Source organism: Lysobacter sp. Root916 (assembly GCF_001429785.1).
Taxonomy (GTDB): Bacteria; Pseudomonadota; Gammaproteobacteria; order Xanthomonadales; family Xanthomonadaceae; genus Lysobacter.
The window spans coordinates 185,879-210,287 of record NZ_LMJF01000015.1 but is presented as its reverse complement, the minus strand read 5'-3'; the positions used below and the strand labels follow the sequence as shown (position 1 = coordinate 210,287).

Genomic DNA, 24,409 nt, shown 5'->3' with positions numbered 1-24,409 from the left:
CGCCGCCAAAATCGCCAAGACCGGCTGTCATCATCGTTGCTCGACCATTCGCACCAACAGCTCGAATGCGCTGCTCTGTGCAGCCTCGACTGTACCGCCGATCGCGTCCCAACCCGTCCGCCAGGCTTCGTCGTACAGCGCTTCGTCGCCGTCCACCGCCTGCTCGGCGATACGTCGTACTTTGCGCCAGGTCTTCTCGAACTGGGCTTGGCTCAGGGCCTGCGAAAAATCGACGCCGGCGCGCTCCAGTGCAGGCACGACCACCGCGTCCACCCTGGGCGTAAGGCCCTCGTGCACCGCAAGCAGGATGCGTCCATGCATCGTGCTGGTGGCGATGGACAACACCCCAGACGTCACGGGGTTCCAATCTTCGGCCAGCGCCGGGTCGGTGGCGATCGCGGCAACGGCGGCCGAGCCGGCACTGTCTCCTGCTGCGGTCGATTTGATGGCCTGCGAGGCAGCCACGCCCAGCACCGAAGCCTGCTCGCTCGCCACCGCCAGCTGCGTGCTGTCGGTCACGCGCGACACCCTGTCGAAATAGGCATCGGGAAGGACACTGCAGGCGACCGAGATCGTCCTCATTTGCGAACGCGTGCTTGCGGCGAAGGGAGCTCCCTTCAACGATGGCGCTCGCAGGCCTCGCAATGCAGTCGCGTGCTCGGCCAGCTGCGGCCTTCCATCGGCCTCCAACCACAACGGCGCGTACTCGCGCACCAGCCAATCCAGCGCCTGGATACGGCGCGCGGTCTGCACGCCTGCGCCCGACCGCGTATCGCGCACCACGCCCTCCAGCGGCTGCAGCCAATGTCGGCCCTGGTCATCGGGCATGGATTCGCACCAAGTCTCCAGAAAGGCCGCGATCGCAGGACATGTCGCGTGCGCGGGATCGTTCCAGTAGCGATGCATGTCCATGCTCAATCCCATTCGCGTTGTTTATCGGCTCGGCCGCAGCTCGGGTCGCAACTCACTGCCGATGCTCCGCGGGCTCAACCTCCATAACGGGGATAGCTCGCGGGGAAGGCGACCGGGCCGCGCTGTCGCCGCTTGCCCGCGTCGCGCTTGGTGGTGGCCTTGGCGCAGTCGCGCGCGGCCCGTTCCGTGCCCGGCGGATCGGCGGCGTCGATGCAGACTGTGCGGCCGGCAACGACCATCAGGGCCTGCCCGCCGCCGTAGTCCTTGATCTGGTCGTACTTGAATTCCGTCAGCGGACGTCCGTCGGCATCGAGCAGGGCGATGCGCTGCGCACGCCAGACCGCGGTGAGTCCGCTCAGGTCCCAGGTGTCGTTGATATCGCTCTGGTCGTACACCCGCTTGCCATGCGTATCGAACAACTCCAGCCGATAACGTTCGTCGTTGGCCTTGCGCCACTGCATCCGTTCGTACTGATTGAGCGCTTCCGGCTCCGGATTGAGCAAGCTGCTGTAGCCCACCGTGCGCCCGTAGTAGCTTCCGCCTAGCCTGGTCATACGCAGGCCGGTGATGAAATTGACGGTGAAGCTCTTGTACTCCTGCTCGGACACTCGGGCCCAACCATGGTCGAGGCCATCGACCGCGTAGCCCGGCGAAACCTCGTAGTACTCGATCGGCAGCACGACCCGCCCCTGGGCATCGAGCATGCCGCGGCGAACCTTTCTCGGCTCTCCCGGCCGAGCGATATCGCGCTGCACCTGATACCAGGAGACGTCCGGGCGCAGCTTCGTCCTGACTCCGACGATGTTGAGGTACTCGAACGGGATGACGGTCTTTCCGTCCTGGCCGATGACGCCGTAGAGATCGTCCCTGAAATCCCCGCCCGAGGGCCGGATGGTCGCGATCGCCTGGCCGTTGACGAAGTGCAGCTCATCCTCGAACACGGTGGCCGATACTTCGTTGCCCTGCCGATCGAAGTGGCGCACGCTCTGCAAGCCGATAGCGCTCAGGCCCTGATCGCCCAGATCGGTGATGTGCTGATAGCCGATCGGGATCACGACGAGCTTGCGTCGGTCCACCACGCCGTAGGCCGCATCGCCCTTGCGGTCGATGCGTACCAGATACAGCCCGTCGCCGAGCGTCGCGACTTTGTGATGCGAGGGCGCGCGCTGTCCGCGCTCCACGATGGCGGTCGCCTTGGGCTCCGGCATCTCCTTGCCGGTCATGGCCTGGTAGTAGCGGACGGGCGCGCACGCCGTCAGCGAAAAAAGCGCAACGATTGCGGCGATCCTGGCCAGCTTGCTCATAGGCCCGATGTTTGCATGCTCAGGCGCCCGCGCGAAAGAACTTCACGCGATCCCGTTGCCGGCCATTGCAACAGCGGGCATCTCCCCGCGACGCCTCAGAAGCGCTCGCCGACCGGCAGATAGCGCCACTCGCCCAGCGGCATCTTGCTCAAGGAAATGCGGCCGATGCGCAGACGCTTGCTGGACACCACCTGCAAACCGACTTGCGCGCACATGTGCCGCAGCTGCCCACCCATCACGTTCTTGATCGCGAAGCGCAGCCGGTTCTCGTTCGCCCAGCTGACCTTGCACGGCGCCAGCGGACGGCCGCGGTATTCCAGGCCCTGCGCCAGCCGCTTCAAGCCGTAGGGGCCGAGCTCGCCGCTCACCTCGACCACGAACTCCTGCTCGATCTGGGCGTAGTCCTCGGTCAGGCGGCGCCAGGTGCGGCCGTCCTGGCTCAGCACCACCAGGCCGGAGGCCTCGGCGTCGATCGGCATCAGCGGGGTCAGGTTGTGGAAATGGCGCTTGAGCAGGCGCACCCCGGACAGATCGCCCTCGGCGTGCGTCGCCGCCAGGGCCAGGCCGGGCGTGTCCTTGAAGTCCATGCCGGCCGGCTTGTGCAGCAGCATCGTCGCCGGCTCGGCCGGCTCCAGCCGCGCCTGAGGATCCAACTCGACCCGTTGGCTCGAGATCGGCGCTTGCGGCTCTTCCACCACCTCGCCGTCGACCAGGACCCAACCGCCCTCGATGTACTGCTGGGCCTGCGCACGCGAACAGCCCGTCAATTCTGCGACGCGTTTATCTAGACGTAGGGGCTCGGACATGGAAAAAGTCGGCGGGGAAGGCGTTAAGTGTAAAGATACGCCGGTGCCCGGCGGAAAACCCCTCTCCACCGGACCGATTGCGCTCATAGGACTAGATGAAGACTCCCTCCGGCTTGCAGGCGCTGATCGACGACGGCGTGATCGATGAAGTGATGCGCCCGCTGAAAAGCGGCAAGGAAGCCGCGGTCTACGTGGTCCGCTGCGGCAGCGAAGTGCGCTGCGCCAAGGTCTACAAGGACATGGCCCAGCGCAGCTTCCAGCAACGCGTGCAGTACCAGGAAGGCCGCAAGGTGCGCGGCAGCCGCGAGGCGCGTGCGATCGGCAAGGCCACCAAGTACGGGCGCAAGCAGCAGGAAACCGCCTGGAAGAACACCGAGGTCGACGCGCTATACCAGCTGCGCGACGCCGGCGTGCGCGTGCCCGAGCCTTACGGCTACTTCCACGGCGTGCTGGTGATGGAGCTGGTCACCGACGCCGACGGCCACTCCGCACCGCGCCTGGGCGAGGTCGAACTGGCGCCGGACCAGGCCCGCGGCTTCCACCGCTTCCTGGTCCGCCAGGTAGTGAAGATGCTGTGCGTGGGTCTGATCCACGGCGACCTGTCCGAATACAACGTGCTGGTCGCGCCGGACGGCCCGGTCATCATCGACTTCCCCCAGGTCGTCAGCGCCGCCGGCAACAACGCCGCGCGCGCGATGCTGCTGCGCGACGTCAACAACCTCACCGCCAGCCTGGGCGCCTGGGCGCCGGAGCTGCTGGACACCTGGTACGCCGAGGAAATGTGGGCCCTGTTCGAGGCCGGCGAGCTGCACCCCGACAGCGAACTCACCGGCACCTTCGTGCACGACGAATCGACGGTCGACCTGGGCAGCGTGCGCGACGCGATCAACGACGCGCGCGAGGAAGCCTTGATCCGGCAGCAGGGGCGCGAAGCGGCGGCCGCGGAAGAGTGAGTGTCGGCGCGCCGTGCGCGCGCACCATCGCGATGCCGGCCGTTGGCGAGACGTGTCGCGGTTCGAGCGGGCTCCGACGGGGCGCCCCACGCGGCAAACCGGCACACACGAGCCTGGCTGCTCGCATGCGCGGTTCCGACTCGCGCATGCAGCCCCAGACCGTCGCGAAGACCAGCCGAACCGAGCAACGCGATGCGGCATGCCGATGACGCCCCGGTCGGCGTGGCGATCCGAATCCGAAGCCGATCCGCATAATTTCAAGCGCTATTCGAGTGCCTTGCTGCATTCATCAGCAGCGCAATTGGCACAAATAGCGCGTTCATATTTCTGAACCAAGGAAGGCATCGCCCACCCGCCGCAATGAGTGGGGGGTGATCGCCTCGTGGGACGTTCTATCCCTTGCGGCACGACCAAGCGCTGCCCCCCCGCACGCCCACGACCCAGCGCCTGAGCCAGACCCGCCGCAACCGCTGTACGCATCCCTCTCTTTAGCTCAAGGAGTTTTCGGATATGCGCAAGTTCAGTATGTCGGTTATCGCTGCGACCGCAGCCATGTTGGTTTCCGGTGCGGCCCTCGCCGCCGACGACCTCGCCCCCGCGTTGAAGTCGGCCATGCAGCGCGACTTGGGACTCTCCGGTGCCCAGCTGGCCCAGTACCTCAAGGCCGAACGCTTGGCCGGGCAACAGGAAAAGTCCGCCGAGAGGCAGCTCGGCCGCAACTTCGCCGGCGCCTGGCTGGAGCGCAAGGCCGATGGCTCGTTCGGCTTCGTGGCCGCCAGCACCTCGGCCAAGGGCAAGGTCGCCGGCGTCGAAACGCGGCAGGCCCGTTACAGCCTGGCCGCGCTGAATTCGGCCAAGGGCCAGCTCGACAGCCAGCTCGCCCGCAACGCCCGCGCGCCCAAGGGCGTGTACAGCTGGGCGGTGGATGTGCCCAGCAACAGCGTGGTGTTGGGCGTCGCGCCGGGCGCGGAAGAGGCGGCCGTCGATTTCGTCGCCCGCAGCGGCATCGACGCGAGCACCGTGCGCTTCGAAACCCTCAACGAAGCCCCGCAGCGCCGCATCGCGATACAAGGCGGTCGCGGCTACCTGCGCGATCCCGGCGACGGCTACGTGTACGCCTGCTCGGTCGGCTTCACCGTGACCCAGGGCAGCTCCCCGGGCTTCGCGACAGCCGGCCACTGCGGCACCACCGGCGAGGTCGTCTATCACGAAGTCTCGCAGTGGACGCCGGGCGTGAGGATCGGGTCCTTCGCCGCCTCCACCATGCCCAACGGCAATCAGACCGGTCCCGACCGCGGCTGGGTCAAGGTGGATAGCACGCACACGCTGTCGCCCAGCGTGTACGGCTACGGCAGCGGCGACGTCAACGTGCGTGGCAGCACCGAAGCCGCCGTCGGTGCGGCGCTGTGCCGTTCCGGCCGTACCAGCGGCTGGCGTTGCGGCGCGATCCGCAGCAAGAACATGACCGTGTCCTATGTGGACGACGCGGGCAATCCGGACGGAACGGTGACCGGCCTTACCCAAACCACCGCTTGCGCGGAAGGCGGCGATTCCGGCGGTTCCTTCATCACCGGCGTCGGCCAGGCCCAAGGCGTGCTGTCGGGCGGTAGCGGCAGCTGCAAGGGCCGTCAGGGCCGGACCGGCGGCGGCAACAGCTATTTCACGCCGATCAACTCCATCCTCAGCAGCTACTCGCTGACCCTGCGTACCAGCCCCTGATCCAAGGGCGCAGGTACCGACTCGAGCGCCCCGGTTCTCCGGGGCGCTTTTTTTCTGCGCGCGCGGGCCACCGAGCGGGCGCGCTCGACTCCGTCATCCGTCGCATGCTCTGTTATCTCCAGTGCCTGTGCCTGGCGCCAAGGCGCCACGCCGATCGACAGCGGCGCCTCGAGCGCGACGGACAACGCTACGACATAGTCAGCGACGTCCTACGCGGCGAATCGGCGGTCGCCCCGGGCGGTGTGCGCGACGCGATCAACGGCGCGTACGAGGGCGCAGAGACGGGGCGCGGCGGGAAGACCGACAGCGTGCGCGACAGGGCCAGAACCGCGTCAAGGACGCCCCATCGCGTGGCCGCGCAGGCTAGGACGAAACCGACAGGCCGCCCGGCTGCTCCGCCAACCATTTGCTCCAGTGGTACAGCGCCAGCCCCACACCTTCGGAGGCCTTATCGCTGGCGCGGGTGATCGGCATCGCCTCGATCCAGGCTGCATTCGACAGTTCCTGCAAGGTGCTCTCCGGCGCCTGGCAGAAGCCCATGTGCCAACGCTCGAATTGCCGTTGCGCCACGGGGCCGTGCAAGAGTTCGATCAGCTCCCGATGCCCACGCGCGTTACGGATGCGCTCGTAGACCTGATTCAGGCCTGCCGCCTCGCCTTCGATGTACTGGAAGAAGCGCCCATCGTGATGGAACAGCACGCCGGTCACGCCCACCGCGGCGTTGAACACGCGCGCATCCACCAGCAGCGCGTCGAGTTCCGCGGAAGACAGCCGCCGCGTGGCGGAGCTGCGATAAGCAATGGCGACGAGATCGGTCATGCGATTACCCTAGCATGCGCCAGTCGGGGCCTGCGCTCGACCGCGGCCTTCGCACCGTGGCGCCGGCCGTGCTCGCACCGACTGGCCGAACATGAACGTCTGCGCGATCCGGGCCGCCCTCACAGCGCCGCCTGCTGCAGCAACTTCGCCACCTCCAGGGCCTGCGCCTTGGTCAGCCGGAACGGCACCATGCTGATCGCCAGCGGCGCCTTGGACACCACCGACAGCGCCACGAAGCCCTGACCGTCGGAGTCCTCCATGCGGATCACGTTGAACGTCTGCGAGGTGAACGCGCCTCCGGTCAATTCGACCTTGCCTACTTCGCGCTTGATGGTGCCGCCCAGCAGCGCGCCGGTCAGGCTGCCGCTGCGCACGTAGCGAAAAATGAAATAGGCCACGACGCCGAGAAACAGGATGGGAAACAGGTAGTCCATTCGAGCCTCGTTCTTGGAGGGTCTTTCGCGATTGCGGCAACCAGCGATGCATCGCCGCCATCGCAACCGATCGATGCGTCTAGCGACTCCGCAACCCGGCACCGATACGCAAGGCGTCGATGGTGTTGGCTTGGAAACGCAGCGCTTTCACTTTCATATCCGGCTGAGTGGTACGTCCGACGAACAGCACCGCGGGCGTGCGCTTTTGCCCGGGCATCGGGTCGACATTGCCGTCTATGACGATGGTGTGGTCGAAGGTCGCCTGAAACGACTTGCCGTCGGGCGCCAGGACGATGTCATGGACGTCCCAGGCATAACCCCAGAACAGCTGACCCGGTCGCGTCGGGTCCTGCATGGCCGGGTGGAAATCGACAATGCGCCGATAGCCGCCCTTGCGGTCGCGCCGGTAGAAGGAATAGTCGATCCCGTCCTCGAAACCGTAGGCGATCACGCGCAGGCTGGGATCGGCTTCGAGCTTCCACTCGTAGCACATGCCGTCGCCGGGGTTGGCGCAAAAACCCGAGTTCGCCGGCACCGGCGTCATCGCCCGTGCCGCGGCGTTCGCCGGCGCCAAGCCGATGCCGGTCAATGCGAGCACCGCGGTGCCCGCCGCAAGATGAAACTTCATGAGCCCCCCAAGCCCTGTGTCGCAACCATCCTAGCGCCGGAACTTGGCGCCGCCAAAGAAAAAGGCCGGCAATGCCGGCCTTTTTCATCGACGCTGCGAAACGCTTACGCGCCTTCGCGACGCTGGCCGCTGCCCGAACCCGTGCGGCCGCCGCTGCGGTGCTGCGGACCGGCGTGGGCGTGGCGCGGGGCCGGCTTGCCGTGCGGACGGTGGGCCGGCTTGCGCGGGCCGTTGTTGCCGCCCGGACGCTGGCCGCCGGGGCGACGCGCGCCCGGAGCGTCCGAACCCATGCGGATCGGACGGCTCGGCTCGAAGCCTTCGACCGTGACCATCTGGATGTCGTCCTTGAGGATGCGCTGGATCTGGCGCAGCAGGCCGCCTTCGTCCGGCGACACCAGCGACAGGGCCTCGCCGGTCGCGCCGTTGCGGCCGGTGCGGCCGATGCGGTGCACGTAGTCCTCGGCCACCATCGGCAGGTCGAAGTTGATCACCAGCGGCAGGCTGGGGATGTCCAGACCGCGCGCGGCGACGTCGGTGGCGACCAGCACGCGGGCCTTGTTGGCCTTGAAGTCGCGCAGGGCTTTCTGGCGCTGGGCCTGGCTCTTGTTGCCGTGGATGGCGACGGCCTTGAAGCCGGCGTCTTCCAACTGTTCGGCCAGGCGGTTGCAGCCGTGCTTGGTGCGGCCGAACACCAGCACCTGGTCGGTGCTGCGCTCGGCGAGGATGCGCACCAGCAGATCGCGCTTGCGGCCGCCGTCGACCGGATGCGCCTTGTGGGCGATGGTGTCGGCGATGGTGTTGTTGGCCGCGACCTGGACCTGCTGCGGCTCGCGCATGAACTCCAGCGCGAGCTTCTTGATCTCGGCTTCGAACGTGGCCGAGAACAGCATGGTCTGGCGCTGCGGCGGCACGCGGCCGAGGATGCGCTTGATCGCGGGCAGGAAGCCCATGTCGAGCATGCGGTCGGCTTCGTCCAGGACCAGGATTTCGATCGCGTCGAGCTTGGCGGTGCCGCGCTCCATGTGATCGATCAGGCGGCCCGGGGTGGCGACCAGCACGTCGACGCCGCGACGCAGCATGTCGACCTGCGGACCCATGCCGGCGCCGCCGTAGATCGAGCAGATGCTCAGACGCAGGTGCTTGGCGTAGCTGCGCAGACTGTCGTTGACCTGCACCGCGAGTTCGCGGGTCGGCACCAGCACCAGCGCGCGCGGCTTGCGCGGGCCGTTGCTGCCGGTGAGCTTGGACAGGCGGTTGAGCAGCGGCAGGCCGAACGCGGCGGTCTTGCCGGTACCGGTCTGGGCGCCGCCCAGCAGGTCGTGACCGGCCATGGCCAGCGGAATCGCTTCGGCCTGGATCGGGGTCGGGGTGTTGTAATTCTGCTCGACGAGCGCGCGCAGCAACGCGGGCGCAAGCCCGAGGGATTCAAACGTCATGTGGAACTCCAAGTACTGATGATCCGCGGACCGAAGTCGCGGAGTCACTCGGAGCGTTCCCTAAAACCGCGCTGCGAGTAATCGAAATGACGGTGCCGGATGCTCCGGACCGTGTCGGCGCTACGAAAGACGTGCGGGATAAAGCCGATCGCCTAAGAGCAGTGGACCCTTGCGATGCGGCGGGCAACCTGGGAAACGTACCCCTTGCGGGGAGGCAGCCGTGCGCTGAACAGGCGGCATGCTACGCGAAAGCCTGCCTGTGCGCTAGCGCTAAATTCTTGTCGGGACAGGAAAAACCCGCCCTGGGAGACGCTGGAGCCCGTGCACGGCGGCACAAGCGGTTCGTAGCTGAACGAAAGGCTTGCTCGCCGACGAAGCCTGGCCGATGGCGCCGGCCCCCTACCCGGTCTGCAACCGCAGGCGCGCAGCCGGTGCGGCGGCACGATGCCTGGGGCGCCGCCGAGGGCGCGCGCTTCGGTCTGTCACGGCTGCGGCGCAAACCGGCGCCCTACCCCTAGATCCGCGGAACGGGCCGAGCCGCGACGATCCGTCCCTCGCCGCGTGGGCAGCCACCGCCGTAGCGACGAGAGCGGCGCCACCTTGGTCGATTGCAGGGCGCGCATGATCCGGCCAGTCCTTCGTGGTCGACCCAACCCGCGGAACAGGGCCGCCAGGAGCATCGCGCCGTGCGGGGTCGTGCCCGTGCAGGGTCATGCAGGATTGCGCGCGGGCTGGTAGAAAGGGACGTAGCCGCGCGTCCGCCGGGCGCACGGCGCGGCAATGCCGGATCCACCGCAGCCTGGGGAGCGGGCCATGGACAATCGCAGTCTCGCCACCACCGCACGCACGCTGATCGCGAGCGTCTTCATCGTCATGGGCCTGTACCGCCTGCTCACGGCCTGGGGCGGCGCGGCGATGCCGGTCGCGAGCCTGGTCTTCAGCGCGGTCGAACTGGTGCTGGGCCTGCTGATCGCCAGCGGCTGGAAGCTGCGCTGGACGGCCGGCCTGGCCGCCTTGCTGATGGCGGTGGACGCGGCGATGTCGCACCCGTTCTGGAGCCTGTCCGGCGTTGAGCGCGGCGCCCAGCTGCTGCACTTCATGAAGAACGTGGGCCTGATCGGCGGCCTGTTGCTGCTGATCGCGCACGCCGGCCACCCGCCGCGACGTTGAGCCGGACCGCAGCATGAGCACCGTCGTCCGTTCCCTACTGCGCAACCGCAACACCGACGGGCACGGTCGCGTGACCATGGTCGAGCTGTTCTTCGACCTGGTGTTCGTGTTCGCGGTGACCCAGCTTTCGCACACGCTGCTCGCGCACCTGAGCCTGCTCGGCGCGCTGCAGACCTTGCTGCTGTTTCTGGCGGTGTGGTGGGTGTGGATCTACACCTCCTGGTGCACCAACTGGCTGGATCCGGATACCGCGCCGGTACGGCTGTTGCTGTTCGCCCTGATGCTGGGCGGGCTGCTGCTGTCCAGCGCGCTGCCGGAGGCCTTCGGCGAGCGCGGCCTGCTGTTCGCCGCGGCCTACGCCGCGATGCAGGTCGGACGCACGCTGTTCATGGTGGTCGCGCTGCGCGGCGTGCATCCGACCTTGTGCCGCAATTTCCTGCGCATCGCGGTGTGGCTGATGGTGTCGGGCGCGCTGTGGATCGCCGGCGGCCTGGCCGACGGCGAAGCGCGCTTCGCCTGGTGGGCGGGCGCGCTGCTGATCGAGTTCTTCGGGCCGGTCGCGTTCTTCTGGGTGCCGGGCCTGGGCCGTTCGAGCATCGGCGACTGGGACGTGGACGGCGGCCACCTGGCCGAGCGCTGCGGCTTGTTCGTGATCATCGCGCTGGGCGAATCGATCCTGGTCACCGGCGCGACATTCGCCGGGCTGCCGCTGGACGCCAGCCACACGGCCGCCTTCGTGATCGCCTTCGTCGGCAGCGTGGCGATGTGGTGGCTGTATTTCGACAGCGGCGCCGAACGCGCCAGCCATCGCATCGCCCATGCCGCCGACCCCGGACGGCAGGCGCGCATGGCCTACACCTACCTGCATCTGCTGATCGTGGCCGGCATCATCGTCTGCGCGGTCGCCGACGAAATCGTGCTGATGCATCCGGGCCATGCCGACAACGCCGGCATCGCCGCGATCCTCGGCGGCCCCGCGCTCTACCTGCTAGGCAACGCGTTGTTCAAGTGGACGACGAACGACCGCCGGACGCCGCCCTTGTCGCATCTGGCGGGTTTGGCTCTGCTGCTGGCGACGGCGCTGGCGGCGCGGCCGCTGCATCTGTCGGCGCTGGCGCTGGGCGCTGCCACCACCGCGATCCTGGTGCTGGTGGCGGCGTGGGAGTGGCTGGCGCTGCGGCGCGCGGTGCGGCCGGCGCACTGAGCGCGGGCGCCGGCGTTTGCGAAAGGCCTGGCGCCGGCGCGGATAGCGGGCGGTTGAGCGACTTGGGCGACGGCTAGCGGGCGGGGCTCGGCCGGCGCATCGGGCGCAGGCGCGGGACGCTCGAAAAAGCCCGGACGCGCCCCCGACTGATCGGCAGGCGGACCTGCGCTTGCGCGATCAGACGTCCAGGCTCATGCCCGGCCGCACCAGCACCGGGGTGACGCCGTAACGTTCGCCGACTTCGCCCGCCAGCGCCTCGCGCGCCTTGTCCTCGCCGTGCACCAGCGCCAGCGGCGGATGACCGGCGATCGCGCCGTACCACTCCATCAAACCGTGCTGATCGGTATGCGCCGAGAGGCCGCCGACGGTATGACGCTGGGCGTTGACGCGCACGTCGCGACCGTGGATGCGCGCCCACTGGGCGCCGTCGACCAGACGCCGGCCGAGGGTGCCTTCGGCCTGATAACCGACGAACACCACCCGCGTCTCGCGCCGCTCCAGACGTTGCCGGAAGTGATGCAGGATGCGGCCGGCGTTGGCCATGCCGGAGCCGGCGATCACGATCGCGCCGCGCTCGATGCGGTTGATCGCCATCGAATCCTCGGTCGACTCGGTCAGACGCAGATTCGGCAAGCTGAAGGGATTGGGCCGGTCGCGCCAGACCTGTTGCGCGTCCTGGTCGAACAGATCGGTGTGGCGGTCGTAAACGCCGACCACCTTGGCCGCCATCGGGCTGTCGAGAAAGATCCGCCAGCGCGCCATCTGCCACTCGTCCCAATGCTTGGCGAACCAGTACAGCAGCTCCTGGCTGCGCCCGACCGCGAACGCCGGAATCAGCACGTTGCCGCCGTCGCGCCAGGTCTCCTCGAGGATGCGCCCGAGTTCGCGGATGGTCTCGGCGCGGTCGCGGTGCAGGCGGTCGCCGTAGGTCGATTCCATCAGCACCAGGTCGGCGCTGTCGATGCGGGCCGGATCGCGCAGGATCGGCGTGCCCTTGGGCCCGAGATCGCCGGAGAACACCAGCTTGCGGCCGTCGGCATACACCTCGACCGCGGACGAACCCAGGATATGCCCGGCCTCGCGGAACGCGATCTCGACGCCGGGCAGGATCTGGCTGCGCTGGTCGTAGGGCAGCGGGCGTACCCGCGCCATCGCGGCCTCGACATCGGCCTGGGTGTACAGCGGCACCGCTTCGGGCTCGTCGTCGCGGCGGCGGCGGTTGCTGCGCTCGGCCTCGCTCTGCGCGATGTGGGCCGAATCCAGCAGCATGATCCGCATCAAGTCGGCGGTCGCGGCCTGGGCATGGATCTGGCCGCGGAAGCCGCGTTGGACCAGCAGCGGCACGCGGCCGATATGGTCGATGTGCGCATGGCTGATCACCAGCGCGTCGAGCGCGGCCACATCGAACGGAAACGGATCGGCATTGCGGCGCTCGGCCTCGGGACTGCCCTGGGTCATGCCGCAATCCAGCAGCAGGCGCCGGCCGGCGGCCTCGACCTCGTGCAGCGAGCCGGTGACCTCGCCGGCGGCTCCGTGGAAATGCACTTTCATCGCGATGCTCCGAGGGCGGGGCCGTAGCGGCCGTAGTCCGCACCTTCGCGCATGCGCGCGGGCTCCACAAGACCGAAGGCCCGCGCGAGGCGGGCCTTCGGGGCAAAGCGGACCGGCGTGGACTCAGCGGCCCGGGACTCGGCAGCAGCGAGCGGTCGCGGTGACCGTTCCGGCCGAGGCACTGTCGTTGACCATGTTGCAATGCGAGGTCCAGCTACCCGCCACGCGCATGCCGAAGATCGAAGGACGGCACTGCGTTTCGACCGCCGTATAGCCTGCGGGGCAGCTGCCCGCGAAGGCGTTGCCGGCCGCGCCAGCGGCGAGATTGAGCACCGTGCCGTCGACTTCGACGCACTGCAGCGCGGTCGCCTGCGGATTGATGAAGTAGCCGATGATGTCGCCGACCAGGTGGGTCTGGGCGAACGAGTACACGCTCAGCTCATTGGCCGAAGCGCCCTGATCCAGCGCGACCGTGGCGAGGTTGCCGCGGATGTCGCCGCCGCCGTAGTTCACCGTCGCCGCCAGCGGCTGGGTGGTGCCGAACGGGAAGGCGGTGATGTAGCCCGCGGCCGACGGCGTGACGGTGGTGAAGTTGATCACCGCCGCGGCGAACGAGCCGGCCGCGCCAACGCCGTTGCAGTTGCTGGCGGCGCCGCCCTGGAAGCTGTAGTCGGAGACCGCGGTGACGTCGAAGCTGCGCACGGTGTTGGCCGCGATCGCGCCGCCGGCCAGGCGGGTGTCGAACAAGCGGCAGGGCGAGATCGGCACGAACACCAGATCGGTGGCGGCGTCGCCCAGCGCGNCGTGTTGGCCGCGATCGCGCCGCCGGCCAGGCGGGTGTCGAACAAGCGGCAGGGCGAGATCGGCACGAACACCAGATCGGTGGCGGCGTCGCCCAGCGCGTTCGGCACGACATCGGCGCCGGCCTTGGCGACCTGCGGGCCGAGCAGCGCCGTGTTCATGGCGTCGAAGCTGGACGCATCGGCGGCGCCTTGCAACGCGCTCATCGGCGCCTTGGCGAAGACCGGCCCCATTTCCTTAGCCCAGGCGCCGATGTCCTCGCGATAGGCTTCCTGCACGTACGGGCCCCACTTCTTCACGACCTGATAAACGAGCTCGCCACGCGCACCGCGACCGGCGGCATCGGCGGGCTGCGACAGCAAAGGCGCCAGCGCGAACAGACCGACGGTCAGAATCAACTTGTTCATATGTATCCCCTCATAGGTTCGACTCGCGGGTCGAGCCCCCCGTGGACTCGATCGCCGACATTCGAAAGGACGAGAACCGCAGGGAAAACAGGACAGACGTCACACTTTCAGCGCCAGGCATCGCGAGAAATGCGGCGAGTCGCGCGGCGTATGTCCATCCGTGGCGACTCGCCCATGCCTGCAAACGTTTGCGGACACGGCTCGCCACGCGCGACATCGGGGTTAACACCCAGACGTCGCCGACAGCCATAAAAGGAAAGGCCCGCACGGAGCGGGCCTTTCGCGTATTGCGCTTGCTACGACTTGGCGGCTTGGACCGTCAGCGACCCGGCACCCGGCAGCAGTCGGCGAAGGCGACGACGTTCATCGCCACCGCGCTCTCGTTCGCCCACGAGCAGTAGTGCACCAAGCCGTTCGGGTACGAGCTCACGACGCGGCCGCTGTAGCTGGCCGAATAGCAGTCGCCACCGGTCATGGTGTAACCGACCGGACACGCCGGCGAAGGCGCGTTCAAGGTGCCGCTGGCGGTGAGGTTGTACGAGGTCTGCACTCTGGTGCAATCCAACGCCGTCGCCTGCGGGTTGATGAAGTAGCCGATGATGTCGCCGACCAGATGGGTCTGGGCGAACGAGTACACGCTCAGCTCGTTGGCCGAAGAACCCTGATCGAGCGCGACGGTGGCGAGGTTGCCGCGGATGTCGCCGCCGCCGTAGTTCACCGTCGCCGCCAGCGGCTGGGTGGCACCGAACGGGAAAGCGGTGATGTAGCCCGCAGCCGACGGCGTGACGGTGGTGAAGTTGATCACCGCCGCGGCGAACGAGCCGGCCGCGCCAGCGCCGTTGCAGTTGCTGGCGGCGCCGCCCTGGAAGCTGTAGTCGGCGACCGCGGTGACGTCGAAGCTGCGCACCGTGTTGGCCGCGATCGCGCCGCCGGCCAGGCGGGTGTCGAACAAGCGGCAGGGCGAGATCGGCACGAACACCAGATCGGTGGCGGCGTCGCCCAGCGCNGTGTTGGCCGCGATCGCGCCGCCGGCCAGGCGGGTGTCGAACAAGCGGCAGGGCGAGATCGGCACGAACACCAGATCGGTGGCGGCGTCGCCCAGCGCGTTCGGTGTGATCTCAGGACCGGCCTTGGCGACCTGCGGGCCGAGCAGCGCGGTGTTCATGGCGTCGAAGCTGGACGCGTTGGCGGCGCTTTGCAACGCGCTCATCGGCGCCTTGGCGAAGACCGGCCCCATCTCCTTGGCCCAGGCGCCGATGTCCTCGCGATAGGCTTCCTGCACGTACGGGCCCCACTTCTTCACGACCTGATAAACGAGCTCGCCACGCGTACCGCGACCGGCCGCGTCGGCAGGCTGCGACAACAACGGCGCAAGCGCGAACAACCCTGCCGCCAGAATCAACTTCCTCATCCCTGTATCCCCTTTTAGGTTCGAATCGCGGGTCGGGCCCCAATGGACCCGATCGCCGACGCTCCAAGCACAGAGACGGAAACCAGGACAAAAACCGGACACCCATCACAAAGTATTTGCTGCGCCGCGCCCGGATCGAGGCCGTCACCCGTCGCGACTAGCGGCGTTATGGCACTGGCATGCGGTTATGGCGGTCGTCGCACAAGGCGATGAGACTCCGTGATGGCGCCGGCCCTGACGCGGAAACGCAAAAGGCCCGCATTGCGCGGGCCTTTCGCCTGTATCGCGTGTATCGCGCGATAGCGCGCCCTAAGCGGTCAACGTCCCGGCAGACGGCAGCACTCGGCGTACACGGTCACCTGCATCGCGGTCGGGCTTTCGTTGGTGAAGACGCACTGATGCAACAGGCCATTGGGGTAGGAAGCGACCACGCGGCCGGCGTTACCCGCCGCCTGGCAGTAGCCGCCGGTCTTGGTGTAACCCGCCGGACAGCTGGGCGAGGTGCCGGTGAACGAGGCACTGCCGTTCATGGTGCTGATGGTCTGCACCGTCGTGCATTGCAGGGCGGTGGGGGTGGGGGCGATGAAATAACCGACGATGTCGCCCACCAGATGCGTCTGCGCAAACGAGTACACGCTCATGTCGCTGGACGCGGCGCTGGCGTCCAGCGCGACCATGGCCAGATTGTTGACGATATCGCCGCCGGCATAGTTCACGCTCGACGCCAGTGGTCGCGCGCCCTGATAGGGATAGGCGGTGATGTAGCCCGCCGTGCCGGGCGTGACCACGGTGAAATTGATCATCGCCGCGCCGATCGCGCCGACCGCGCCGACGCCGTTGCAGTTGCTGGCGCTACCGCCCTGGAAACTGTAATCGGTGACCGAAGAGACATCGAAATCGCGCGTGCCGTTGGCCGGGATCGCACCGCCGGCGATACGGGTGTCGAGGATGCGGCAGGGCGCGATCGGTACGAAGGTGAGGTCGGCGCCCAAGTTGCCGATCGCGCTCGGCACGATCTGGCCCTGGGCGGTGGCCTTGCCCAGCAACGCATCGTTCATGGCGTCGAAATCGCGCGCGTCGGCGGCCCGCTGCAGCGCGTTCATCGGCGACTTGGCGAAGATCGGCCCCATCTGGCGCGCCCAGGCGTTCATGTCCGCCCGATAGGCCTCCTGCACGTGCGGGCCCCATTTGCGCACGATCTGATAGACCAGCTGGCCGCGCGGCGAATAACCGCTGGCGTCGGCGCTGCGAACGAGGCCGGAGGCGAGCAGCAAGGGCGCGGCCATGGCCAAGGCGGCCAGGGTGAGCAAGGATTTCTTCATATCGTTCCCTCTGGCGCGGCGCGCAGGAGGAAACCGCCGAGGCTCCCTGCCCGGTGCCGCGGGTTAGTCGGCGTCCGCCGCCAGACTATGCCGAGAACCACGCAAATGTTATGCCAAAGCTGGCGAAGCGCCCGGCGGGCGGGCCCCTAAACCCGAGTTGCGCGCGCATGGCACGCGCAACGCAGCCGGGCGCGCGGCCCCGCCATGACCTTCGACACCCCCTGGCGAGGCCGAAGGGGTCTATTGTCCTGCCACGCCCCGACCGGGGCGGTAGCCATGCCCTACTCCCAAACGCCGTCAGGCCGGAGCTCGTTGTGACCTTGAAGAAACCCCAAATTCTGCTGTTGACCCTCGCCATCACCACCGCGATGGTCGCCTGCACCAAGAAGGACGAGGCCGCGCCGCCGGCCGCCGACGCCGCCAAGCCGACCGCCGACGCCGGCGCGGTGAAGATCGATGACAGCACGCTGCCGAAGGTCAACCGCTTCCTGGCCAGCGACCTCGACACCAGCAAGGACGCGTGCACCGATTTCGGCGGCTACGTCAACGGCAGGTGGCTGGCCGCCAACGCCATCCCGGGCGACCGCACCTCCTGGGGCGCGTTCGAAATGCTCGACGAGCGCTCCACCGCGGTGCAGAAGCAGCTCGCCGAGAAGGCCGCCGAACTGCCCAACGCCACCGGCGTGGACAAGCTCGTCGGCGATTTCTACGCCAGCGGCATGGACGCGGCCAAGATCAACTCGCAGGGCATCAACCCGATCAAGGGCGACCTCGACGCGATCGCCAAGCTCGAGAACAAGGACCAGATCGCCGACTACCTGCGCGCCAGCGCCGCCAAGGGCCAGAACGTGCTGTTCGGCTTCGGCGCCGAGGCCGACTTCAAGGACTCCAAGAACAACATCGCCTACGCCTCGCAGGGCGGCCTGGGCCTGCCGGATCCGACCTACTACACGGCGGCCGACAAGAAGGAAAAGCTGGACGCCTACGAGAAGCACATCGGCAACGTGCTGCAGCTCAGCGGCGTGGCCGCGGCCGACGCCGCCAAGCAGGCCAAGGACGTGATCGCGTTCGAAACCCGCCTGGCCAAGGTCTCCAAGACCAGCGAGCAGCTCTCGCGCGACGCCAGCCTGTACTACAACCCGGTCAGCCTGGCCGATGCCGACAAGCTGACCCCGAACTTCCCCTGGACCAAGTTCTTCGAGTCGCAGGGCGTGCCCGCGCAGAAGATGTTCTCGCTGGCGATGCCGGCGTTCCATCAGGAAGTCAGCAAGATGCTGGCCGACGTGCCGGCCGCGCAGTGGCAGAGCTACCTGCGCTTCCACACCGTCGACAGCGCCTCGCCGTATCTGTCGGACGACTTCGTCAAGGAGAACTTCGAGTTCTACCGCAAGACCCTGCGCGGCCAGACCGAGCTGAAGGAGCGCAGCAAGCGCGTGCTCGACACCGTCGAGGAGCAGGTCGGCGAGGCCCTGGGCCAGATGTACGTCAAGGTCGCCTTCACGCCCGAATCCAAGGCGCGCATGGAGACCCTGGTCAAGAACCTCAGCGAGGCGCTCAAGGTCCGCATCGAGAAGCTGGACTGGATGAGCCCGGAGACCAAGAAGAAGGCGATGGACAAGTGGGCCGCCTTCACGCCCAAGATCGGCTACCCCGACAAGTGGCGCGAGTGGGCCGGCCTGCAGACCAACCGCGACAGCTACTACGGCAACGTGATGGCCGCGACCGAGTTCAACTACAAGTGGAACCTGGGCAAGGTCGGCAAGCCGGTCGATCGCACCGAATGGGGCATGCCGCCGCAGATGGTCAACGCCTACTACAACCCGCTGCAGAACGAGATCGTGTTCCCGGCCGCGATCCTGCAGCCGCCGTTCTTCGACCCGAACGCCGACGACGCCACCAACTACGGCGGCATCGGCGCGGTGATCGGCCACGAGATGACCCACGGTTACGACGACCAGGGCAGCCGCTTCGGCGCCACCGGCAACTTCGAGAACTGGTGGCAGCCGGCCGACGCCAAGGGCTTCAGCGGCCGCACCGACAAGCTGATCGCCCAGTTCGACGGCTACGAAGCCGCGCCGGGCGCCAAGGTCAACGGCAAGCTGACCCTGGGCGAGAACATCGCCGACCTGGGCGGCCTGGCCACGGCCTACGACGCGATGGTCAAGGCCACCGCCGGCCAGCCGGACCCGAAGACCGACGGTCTGACCCGCGACCAGCGCTTCTTCCTCAACTGGGCCACCGTGTGGCGCCGCAACTTCAAGCCCGAAGAGCTGAAGGTGCGCCTGGCCACCGATCCGCACGCGCCGGCCAACTTCCGCGCGATCGGCGCGCCGTCGAACCTGCCGGCCTTCGCCGCGGCGTTCTCGTGCAAGCCGGGCCAGCCGATGGTGCGCGAAGGCGACAAGCAGGTCGTGATCTGGTGAAAACCGGCGCCTCCGTTCGCGGCGGCGCCGACTAGCGGTTACTTGCCCTCGTCGGCAGGCGCGAAGGCCCGGGTTTCCCGGGCCTTCGCTTTTTTGGCCCCTGATCCGCATCGCCCGGCGCCATCTTGCGCAACCGCGAAACCCGTTCATAGGCAATCGACGGGCGCTTGTTAAACTGGCCCGATCACCAGGACGGAATCCGCGATGACGACCCTACGCCCGCTTAGCTGCGCCCTCGCCCTCAGCCTGATCGCCGGCCTGGCCCTACCGACCGCCGACGCCGCCAAGAAGAAGCGGGCCCCCGCCGCCAAGCCCAAGGCCGCCGCCGTCGCCACCGCCTGCACCGATTTCTACGCCAACGCCAACGCCGACTGGCTGCGCGGCAACCCCCTGCCCTCCGGCGCCGGCACGGTCTCGGCCCTGGAGCAGTTGGACGCGCGCACCCGCCAGCAGACCCTGGACCTGCTCAACGGCGCCATGACCGCGCCGCAGGGCAATGTGCAGAAGCTGCTCGGCGACTTCTGGGCCAGCGGCCTGGACGAAGCCGCGGTGGAGCGCGACGGCGCCCAGCCGATCGCGCCCCTGCTGTCGCGCATCGCCGCGATCAAGAAGGCCAAGGACATCCCGGCCTCGATCGCGGCCCTGCACCAGGTCGGCATCCCGGTCGCGTTCAACTTCGCCGCCGACGTCGATCTGCAGGACCTCAACCGCCATATCGGCTACTTCGGCCAGGGCGGCCTGGGCCTGCCCGATCCGGCCTACTACACCCGCAGCGACGCCGAGACCCGCCAGCTGCTGGGCCACTACAACAACTACGTGCAGAAGATCCTGGCCCTGACCGGTACCCCGCAGGCCCAGCTGTCGGCCGAGTCGCAGCTGGTGATCGATCTGGAAACCCGGATCGCGCGCGCTTCGCAGTCGCTGCCGGAGCTGCGCCAGCTGCGCAGCCACTACGCCCCGGTGCAGGTGGCGGCGCTGGCCAAGCAGTACAAGCGCCTGCAGCTGGGCGACTTCCTCAAGGCCCAGGGCGTCAAGGACGACAGCGTCTCGATCGGCAACGCCAAGCTGTTCGCCGAACTCGACAACCTGGTCGGCACGCTCAAGCCGGAACAGTGGAAGGTCTACCTGCGCTGGCGCGTCGGCGATTCGATGGCGCCCTACCTGGCCAAGCCCTTCCGCGACGCCCAGTACGACTTCCACGGCCGCATCCTGCGCGGCAGCGCGCCGCCGTCGCGCCAGCAGGCCGTGCTGGACGCGATGAATCTCGCCGCCGGCCCGATGATCGGCCGCGAGTACGCCGCCAAGTACCTGCCCGCCGCCACCGACAAGCGCGCCGAGGAAATCGCCTCGCAGGTGCTGGCGACCCTGGGCAAGGCGATCGACGCCGAAACCCGCTACAGCGAAGCGGCCAAGGCCGAGGCGCGCGCCAAGCTGGCCAAGCTCAAGATCGAAGTCGGCACCCCGCGCCGCGACCTCGACTACTCGGTGCAGCCGATGGGCCGCGGCAGCTTCGGCAGCAACATGCTGATCGCCTCGACCTGGCGCCACCGCGAGGAAATGAAGCGCATCGGTCGCGGCAACGCCGACCGCCGCTGGGACGTGCTGCCGCAGGATCCGGCCCTGGCCTACGACATCGCCCAGAACCGCCTGATCGTCACCGCCGCGGTGCTGCAGGCGCCGGTGCTGGACATGAGCAAGGACGCCGCCTCGCAGTACGGCTCCTTCGGCGCCCTGGTCGGCCACGAACTCAGCCACGGCTTCGACAGCCGCGGCCGCCTGGTCAACGCCAATCAGGAACTGCGCGACTGGTGGACCCCCACCGAAACCGCGGCCTGGGAAGCGCTGGGCAACCGCGTCGCCGCCCAGTACGGCGCCTACGAATACCCCGGCCTGAAGGGCGTCAAGGTCAACGGCCAGCAGACCCGCGACGAGAACATCGCCGACATCGCCGGCGTCGAACTGGCCTGGAAGACCTTCCGTAGCGAAGTGCCCACCCCGTCCAAGGACGCCGATCAGGCCTTCTACCGCGCCTGGGCCGGGCTGTGGGCGCAGCAGGCCAGCACCGAGGTCTACACCCAGCGCGCGTCCACCAGCGTGCATGCGCCGGGCCAGTGGCGCACCAACGGCCCGTTGTTCAACCAGCCCAGCTTCGGCGAGGCCTACACCTGCAAGGCCGGCCAGCCGATGCAGGCCAAGCCGGAACAGCGCATCACGATTTTCCCGTGATCGCTGGCGGCGACGCGCGGCCCGAGCGGCCGCGTGTCGCCGACGATCGCAGCGCGCGCCTCCAACCAGCGCCGCAAGCGCGCCCGTTGATTTAGGCTAGAGGACGCCGAGCCCGTCCGATCGCCCATGCCCAACGCCCCTACGCACGACCTGCTCAACGCCCTGCGCGCCAGCCCCGACAACGCGGTCTTGCAGGGATTGGTCGTCGACGCCTGCATCGCCGCCAACGACCCGGCCGCTTTGCGCGAAGCCATCGACCTGTGCCAAGCCGCGCTGTCGATCGACGACAGCCGCCGCGGCGCGGCCGCGCGCCTGTTGCTCGACGCCGGCGACACCGACTACGTGCTGCGCCTGTCGCCGCCGGACTCCGCGCCGGCCCTGCTCGCGCAGTCGCGCGTGGCGATGGCCGAGGGACGCCGCGACGAGGCCCGCGCCTGTTACGAGCGCGCGATCGCCCTGAACCCGGCGCTGGAAGATCCGGCCCTGGCCGCCTCGCTGAGCGGCAAGGTGGTGTCGCTGGCCGACGTGCGCGGCCGCGCGCAAGCCAGCATCGCCAACGACGATACCGATCCCTACGATCTGGCGCGGCTGGTGCAGCCGTCGGCCGAGCGCGTGAGCTTCGCCGACGTGGGCGGGCTGGATCAGGTCAAGCATCAGATCCGGCGCCGCATCATCACGCCGTTCCTGAAACCCTCGCTGTTCGAACGTTTCAAGCGCCGCTCCGGCGGCGGCATCCTGCTGTACGGGCCGCCAGGCTGCGGCAAGACCCTGCTGGCGCGCGCCACCGCCGGCGAATGCGGCGCCAAGTTCTACAACGTCGCCATCACCGACGTGCTGGACATGTTCATCGGCGAATCCGAGCGCAAGCTCCACGCCATCTTCGAACAGGCGCGGCGCACCGCCCCGTCGGTGCTGTTCTTCGACGAGATCGAAGCCATCGGCGGCAAGCGCCAGCACACGCGCGAGGCCACCTCGGCCAAGCTGGTCAGCCAGTTCCTGACCGAGCTCGACGGCTTCGCGCAGAACAACCATGGCGTGCTGATCCTGGGCGCGACCAACGTGCCTTGGGCGGTCGACGCCGCGTTCCGCCGGCCCGGCCGCTTCGACCGCGTGCTGTTCGTGCCGCCGCCGGACGAAGGCGCGCGCCGCGCCATCCTCGACCTGCAATTGCAGGGCCGGCCGATCGCCGACGCCATCGACGGCAGCGCCATCGCCAAGCTCACCTCGGGCTACTCGGGCGCCGACCTGCGCAACCTGGTCGAGACCGCCGTCGACGAGGCCATCGAGCAATCGATCGACGCCGGCCGCGAAATGCCGCTGACGCTGGCGCACCTGCGCGAGGCGCACAAGCAAACCCGCGCCACCACGCTGGAATGGCTGACCACCGCGCGCAACCATGCGCGCTACGCCAACCAGGGCGGGCAGTACGACGAGGTCCTGGATTTCCTGAAACAGCACGGGGCCGGGGAATGACGGCCGCCGCCTATCGTTTGCCGGACGAGCCGCTGCCGTCGGGCCTGGCGCGCTACGCGGTCGATCCGATGTGGCCCCTGCTGGCGCTGATGCTGGGCGGCAACGCCTTCGGTCTGGCCTGGTTCGTGCTGAACGGCCTGGCCCTGGGCAGCCCGACCCGCGCGCGCGAATGGGCCTGCGTCGCGATCGGCCTGCTCGGCAGCGCGGGGCTGGTTCTCGGCCTGGACGGCCTGGCGCGCGCGGGCTGGCTGCAGGGCGCGGAGTTGCGCTACGCCGCCCTGTCCATCGTCACGCTGAAGCTGGCGATCGCCTACGCGATCTACATGATGCAGGCGCGCTGCTTCGAGATCTGGGAACACTACGGCGGCGTCGCCCGCAACGGCTTGCCGGTGTTGCTGCTGATCGCGGTGATCGGTCGCGGTTTTCTGGCGACCCAGACTTGGCCGGCCTGGCTGGGAGCGATGCTGCGATGAACGATATCGACGACGGCGCCCGCCTGTTCGAGCTGGCCTTGCGGCAGTTGCGCCAGGGCCAGATCGACGCGGCCATGAACACGCTGGTGCAGCGGCTGAGCGAAGACCCCAACGACGCCGACGCGCATGCCCTGCTCGCGCGCTGCCTGCTCAGGCGCAAGCGCCCGCACGCGGCCGCGATCGAGGCCCGACGCGCGATCGAGGACGAGCCCGAATCGCTGGCGGCGCAGTTGGTGGCCGCCGACGTGGCGATCGCCCAGCGCCGGCTCCCGCAGGCGCAGGCGCATCTGGAAACGGCGCGCTCGCTGTATCCGGATGTCGCGGCCGTGTACGACAGCTATGCGCGCCTGGACCTGGCCTGGGGCCGCGAGGCGCAAGCCCGGGAACACAATCGCCGCGCCTGCGAACTCGATCCCGACGACAGCGACTACCTGGCCCTGCGCGCCTGGCTGGAATTCCAAAGCGGCGATCGCGTCCAGGCCGAACGCTGGGCGCGCGAAGTCCTGAGCTTCGAGCCCGACCACGTCGAGGCGCTGTGCGTGCTCGGCCATTGCGCGCTCGCCCAGGGCGATGTCGAGTCCGCGCGCGAGCACGCCGCCTGGGCCCTGCAGATCGATCCCATGGACGAGCAGGCGCTGACCCTGCTGGGCGCGATCAAGGCCCGCCAGAACTGGCTGCTGGGGCTGTGGTGGCGCTTCCAGAGCTATGTGTCGGCGGGGTCCAGGGGCCGCGCGGTGGTGTTGCTGCTGGGCATGTTCCTGGCCTACCAGATCACCCTGATCGCGCTGGACGAGCACGGCCACAAGCAGCTGATCGGGCCGCTGTCCTATCTTTGGCTGGGCTTCTGCCTCTACACCTGGATCGCGCCGACCTGGTTCTGGCGATCGGTGCGGCGCGAGCTGGAACAGGTGCGGCTGCGCCCGAACTTCTGATCCGG

The 24,409-nt window shown here is 68.3% G+C and carries 19 protein-coding genes; 9 read left to right on the top strand and 10 right to left on the bottom strand.

From position 1 onward, the window contains the following. Positions 1 to 30: 30 nt before the first annotated feature. From ASE35_RS17580 to ASE35_RS17570, 3 genes are all read right to left on the bottom strand, one after another. Positions 31 to 912, bottom strand: a complete 882-nt coding sequence (locus ASE35_RS17580) for a hypothetical protein (protein ID WP_157489545.1) — start codon at positions 910 to 912, stop codon at positions 31 to 33. A 74-nt stretch (positions 913 to 986) separates the two neighbouring features. Continuing rightward, complete coding sequence (locus tag ASE35_RS17575; RefSeq protein WP_057164648.1) at positions 987 to 2,216, bottom strand: WG repeat-containing protein; 1,230 nt, start codon at positions 2,214 to 2,216, stop codon at positions 987 to 989. 95 nt (positions 2,217 to 2,311) lie between these two features. Then, a complete protein-coding gene (locus ASE35_RS17570) occupies positions 2,312 to 3,022 on the bottom strand; it encodes an rRNA pseudouridine synthase (RefSeq protein WP_057164647.1) in 711 nt (236 codons plus the stop codon). 95 nt (positions 3,023 to 3,117) lie between these two features. Here ASE35_RS17570 and ASE35_RS17565 point away from each other — a divergent pair, with 95 nt between their 5' ends. Next, positions 3,118 to 3,975 (top strand): PA4780 family RIO1-like protein kinase, encoded by an 858-nt coding sequence (locus ASE35_RS17565; RefSeq protein WP_056176267.1) that lies wholly within the window; start codon positions 3,118 to 3,120, stop codon positions 3,973 to 3,975. A 510-nt stretch (positions 3,976 to 4,485) separates the two neighbouring features. Further along, complete coding sequence (locus ASE35_RS17560; RefSeq protein WP_057159676.1) at positions 4,486 to 5,694, top strand: S1 family peptidase; 1,209 nt, start codon at positions 4,486 to 4,488, stop codon at positions 5,692 to 5,694. Between the two features lie 363 nt (positions 5,695 to 6,057). Here ASE35_RS17560 and ASE35_RS17555 read toward each other — a convergent pair whose 3' ends face one another. The 4 genes from ASE35_RS17555 to ASE35_RS17540 all read right to left on the bottom strand — a co-directional run bounded on the left by ASE35_RS17555 (position 6,058) and on the right by ASE35_RS17540 (position 9,011). Further along, complete coding sequence (locus tag ASE35_RS17555) at positions 6,058 to 6,513, bottom strand: BLUF domain-containing protein (protein ID WP_056176275.1); 456 nt, start codon at positions 6,511 to 6,513, stop codon at positions 6,058 to 6,060. Positions 6,514 to 6,632: 119 nt separating this feature from the next. Next, on the bottom strand, positions 6,633 to 6,947 hold the full coding sequence (locus ASE35_RS17550; protein WP_056176278.1) for a hypothetical protein: 315 nt from the start codon (positions 6,945 to 6,947) through the stop codon (positions 6,633 to 6,635). 79 nt (positions 6,948 to 7,026) lie between these two features. Further along, positions 7,027 to 7,536, bottom strand: a complete 510-nt coding sequence (locus ASE35_RS17545; protein ID WP_157489544.1) for a hypothetical protein — start codon at positions 7,534 to 7,536, stop codon at positions 7,027 to 7,029. 143 nt (positions 7,537 to 7,679) lie between these two features. Further along, positions 7,680 to 9,011 (bottom strand): DEAD/DEAH box helicase, encoded by a 1,332-nt coding sequence (locus ASE35_RS17540; protein ID WP_056176287.1) that lies wholly within the window; start codon positions 9,009 to 9,011, stop codon positions 7,680 to 7,682. 813 nt (positions 9,012 to 9,824) lie between these two features. On the opposite strand from ASE35_RS17540, the gene ASE35_RS17535 reads away from it, so the two are divergent. Further along, on the top strand, positions 9,825 to 10,181 hold the full coding sequence (locus tag ASE35_RS17535) for a DoxX family protein (protein ID WP_056176290.1): 357 nt from the start codon (positions 9,825 to 9,827) through the stop codon (positions 10,179 to 10,181). A gap of 13 nt (positions 10,182 to 10,194) precedes the next feature. Beyond that, complete coding sequence (locus ASE35_RS17530) at positions 10,195 to 11,385, top strand: low temperature requirement protein A (protein ID WP_057164645.1); 1,191 nt, start codon at positions 10,195 to 10,197, stop codon at positions 11,383 to 11,385. A 177-nt stretch (positions 11,386 to 11,562) separates the two neighbouring features. Here the strand turns inward: ASE35_RS17530 and ASE35_RS17525 are convergent, their stop codons facing one another. From ASE35_RS17525 to ASE35_RS17505, 3 genes are all read right to left on the bottom strand, one after another. Further along, positions 11,563 to 12,936 carry an MBL fold metallo-hydrolase gene (locus ASE35_RS17525; protein WP_057164644.1) on the bottom strand — a complete coding sequence of 458 codons (1,374 nt, stop codon included), beginning with the start codon at positions 12,934 to 12,936 and terminating at the stop codon, positions 11,563 to 11,565. An 803-nt stretch (positions 12,937 to 13,739) separates the two neighbouring features. Next, on the bottom strand, positions 13,740 to 14,144 hold a 405-nt coding region (locus ASE35_RS22105), incomplete at its 3' end, for a hypothetical protein (protein WP_235570106.1). Between the two features lie 1,728 nt (positions 14,145 to 15,872). Further along, positions 15,873 to 16,877: a hypothetical protein gene (locus ASE35_RS17505; RefSeq protein ID WP_057164640.1), complete on the bottom strand. Its 1,005-nt coding sequence runs from the start codon at positions 16,875 to 16,877 to the stop codon at positions 15,873 to 15,875. Positions 16,878 to 17,215: 338 nt separating this feature from the next. On the opposite strand from ASE35_RS17505, the gene ASE35_RS17500 reads away from it, so the two are divergent. The 5 genes from ASE35_RS17500 to ASE35_RS17480 all read left to right on the top strand — a co-directional run bounded on the left by ASE35_RS17500 (position 17,216) and on the right by ASE35_RS17480 (position 24,404). Next, positions 17,216 to 19,300: a M13-type metalloendopeptidase gene (locus ASE35_RS17500; protein ID WP_057164721.1), complete on the top strand. Its 2,085-nt coding sequence runs from the start codon at positions 17,216 to 17,218 to the stop codon at positions 19,298 to 19,300. 204 nt (positions 19,301 to 19,504) lie between these two features. After that, positions 19,505 to 21,526 (top strand): M13 family metallopeptidase, encoded by a 2,022-nt coding sequence (locus ASE35_RS17495; RefSeq protein WP_057164639.1) that lies wholly within the window; start codon positions 19,505 to 19,507, stop codon positions 21,524 to 21,526. A gap of 126 nt (positions 21,527 to 21,652) precedes the next feature. Further along, a complete protein-coding gene (locus tag ASE35_RS17490; RefSeq protein WP_056181905.1) occupies positions 21,653 to 22,999 on the top strand; it encodes an ATP-binding protein in 1,347 nt (448 codons plus the stop codon). Further along, positions 22,996 to 23,472, top strand: coding sequence for a hypothetical protein (locus ASE35_RS17485; RefSeq protein WP_057164638.1), 477 nt, complete (start codon positions 22,996 to 22,998; stop codon positions 23,470 to 23,472). The genes ASE35_RS17490 and ASE35_RS17485 overlap by 4 nt, the downstream gene beginning before the upstream one ends. Continuing rightward, on the top strand, positions 23,469 to 24,404 hold the full coding sequence (locus ASE35_RS17480; protein ID WP_057164637.1) for a tetratricopeptide repeat protein: 936 nt from the start codon (positions 23,469 to 23,471) through the stop codon (positions 24,402 to 24,404). Before ASE35_RS17485 ends, ASE35_RS17480 begins: the two co-directional genes overlap by 4 nt. Positions 24,405 to 24,409 lie beyond the last annotated feature (5 nt).

Bases quoted from the DNA above. Each gene is read 5' to 3' on its own strand.
- ASE35_RS17550 (WP_056176278.1), bottom strand. From the start codon at position 6,947: ATGGACTACCTGTTTCCCATCCTGTTTCTCGGCGTCGTGGCCTATTTC.
- ASE35_RS17525 (WP_057164644.1), bottom strand. From the start codon at position 12,936: ATGAAAGTGCATTTCCACGGAGCCGCCGGCGAGGTCACCGGCTCGCTG.
- ASE35_RS17580 (WP_157489545.1), bottom strand. From the start codon at position 912: ATGGACATGCATCGCTACTGGAACGATCCCGCGCACGCGACATGTCCT.
- ASE35_RS17560 (WP_057159676.1), top strand. From the start codon at position 4,486: ATGCGCAAGTTCAGTATGTCGGTTATCGCTGCGACCGCAGCCATGTTG.
- ASE35_RS17495 (WP_057164639.1), top strand. From the start codon at position 19,505: ATGACGACCCTACGCCCGCTTAGCTGCGCCCTCGCCCTCAGCCTGATC.
- ASE35_RS17565 (WP_056176267.1), top strand. From the start codon at position 3,118: ATGAAGACTCCCTCCGGCTTGCAGGCGCTGATCGACGACGGCGTGATC.
- ASE35_RS17540 (WP_056176287.1), bottom strand. From the start codon at position 9,011: ATGACGTTTGAATCCCTCGGGCTTGCGCCCGCGTTGCTGCGCGCGCTC.
- ASE35_RS17535 (WP_056176290.1), top strand. From the start codon at position 9,825: ATGGACAATCGCAGTCTCGCCACCACCGCACGCACGCTGATCGCGAGC.
- ASE35_RS17555 (WP_056176275.1), bottom strand. From the start codon at position 6,513: ATGACCGATCTCGTCGCCATTGCTTATCGCAGCTCCGCCACGCGGCGG.
- ASE35_RS17505 (WP_057164640.1), bottom strand. From the start codon at position 16,877: ATGAAGAAATCCTTGCTCACCCTGGCCGCCTTGGCCATGGCCGCGCCC.
- ASE35_RS17530 (WP_057164645.1), top strand. From the start codon at position 10,195: ATGAGCACCGTCGTCCGTTCCCTACTGCGCAACCGCAACACCGACGGG.
- ASE35_RS17570 (WP_057164647.1), bottom strand. From the start codon at position 3,022: ATGTCCGAGCCCCTACGTCTAGATAAACGCGTCGCAGAATTGACGGGC.
- ASE35_RS17575 (WP_057164648.1), bottom strand. From the start codon at position 2,216: ATGAGCAAGCTGGCCAGGATCGCCGCAATCGTTGCGCTTTTTTCGCTG.
- ASE35_RS17490 (WP_056181905.1), top strand. From the start codon at position 21,653: ATGCCCAACGCCCCTACGCACGACCTGCTCAACGCCCTGCGCGCCAGC.
- ASE35_RS17480 (WP_057164637.1), top strand. From the start codon at position 23,469: ATGAACGATATCGACGACGGCGCCCGCCTGTTCGAGCTGGCCTTGCGG.
- ASE35_RS17485 (WP_057164638.1), top strand. From the start codon at position 22,996: ATGACGGCCGCCGCCTATCGTTTGCCGGACGAGCCGCTGCCGTCGGGC.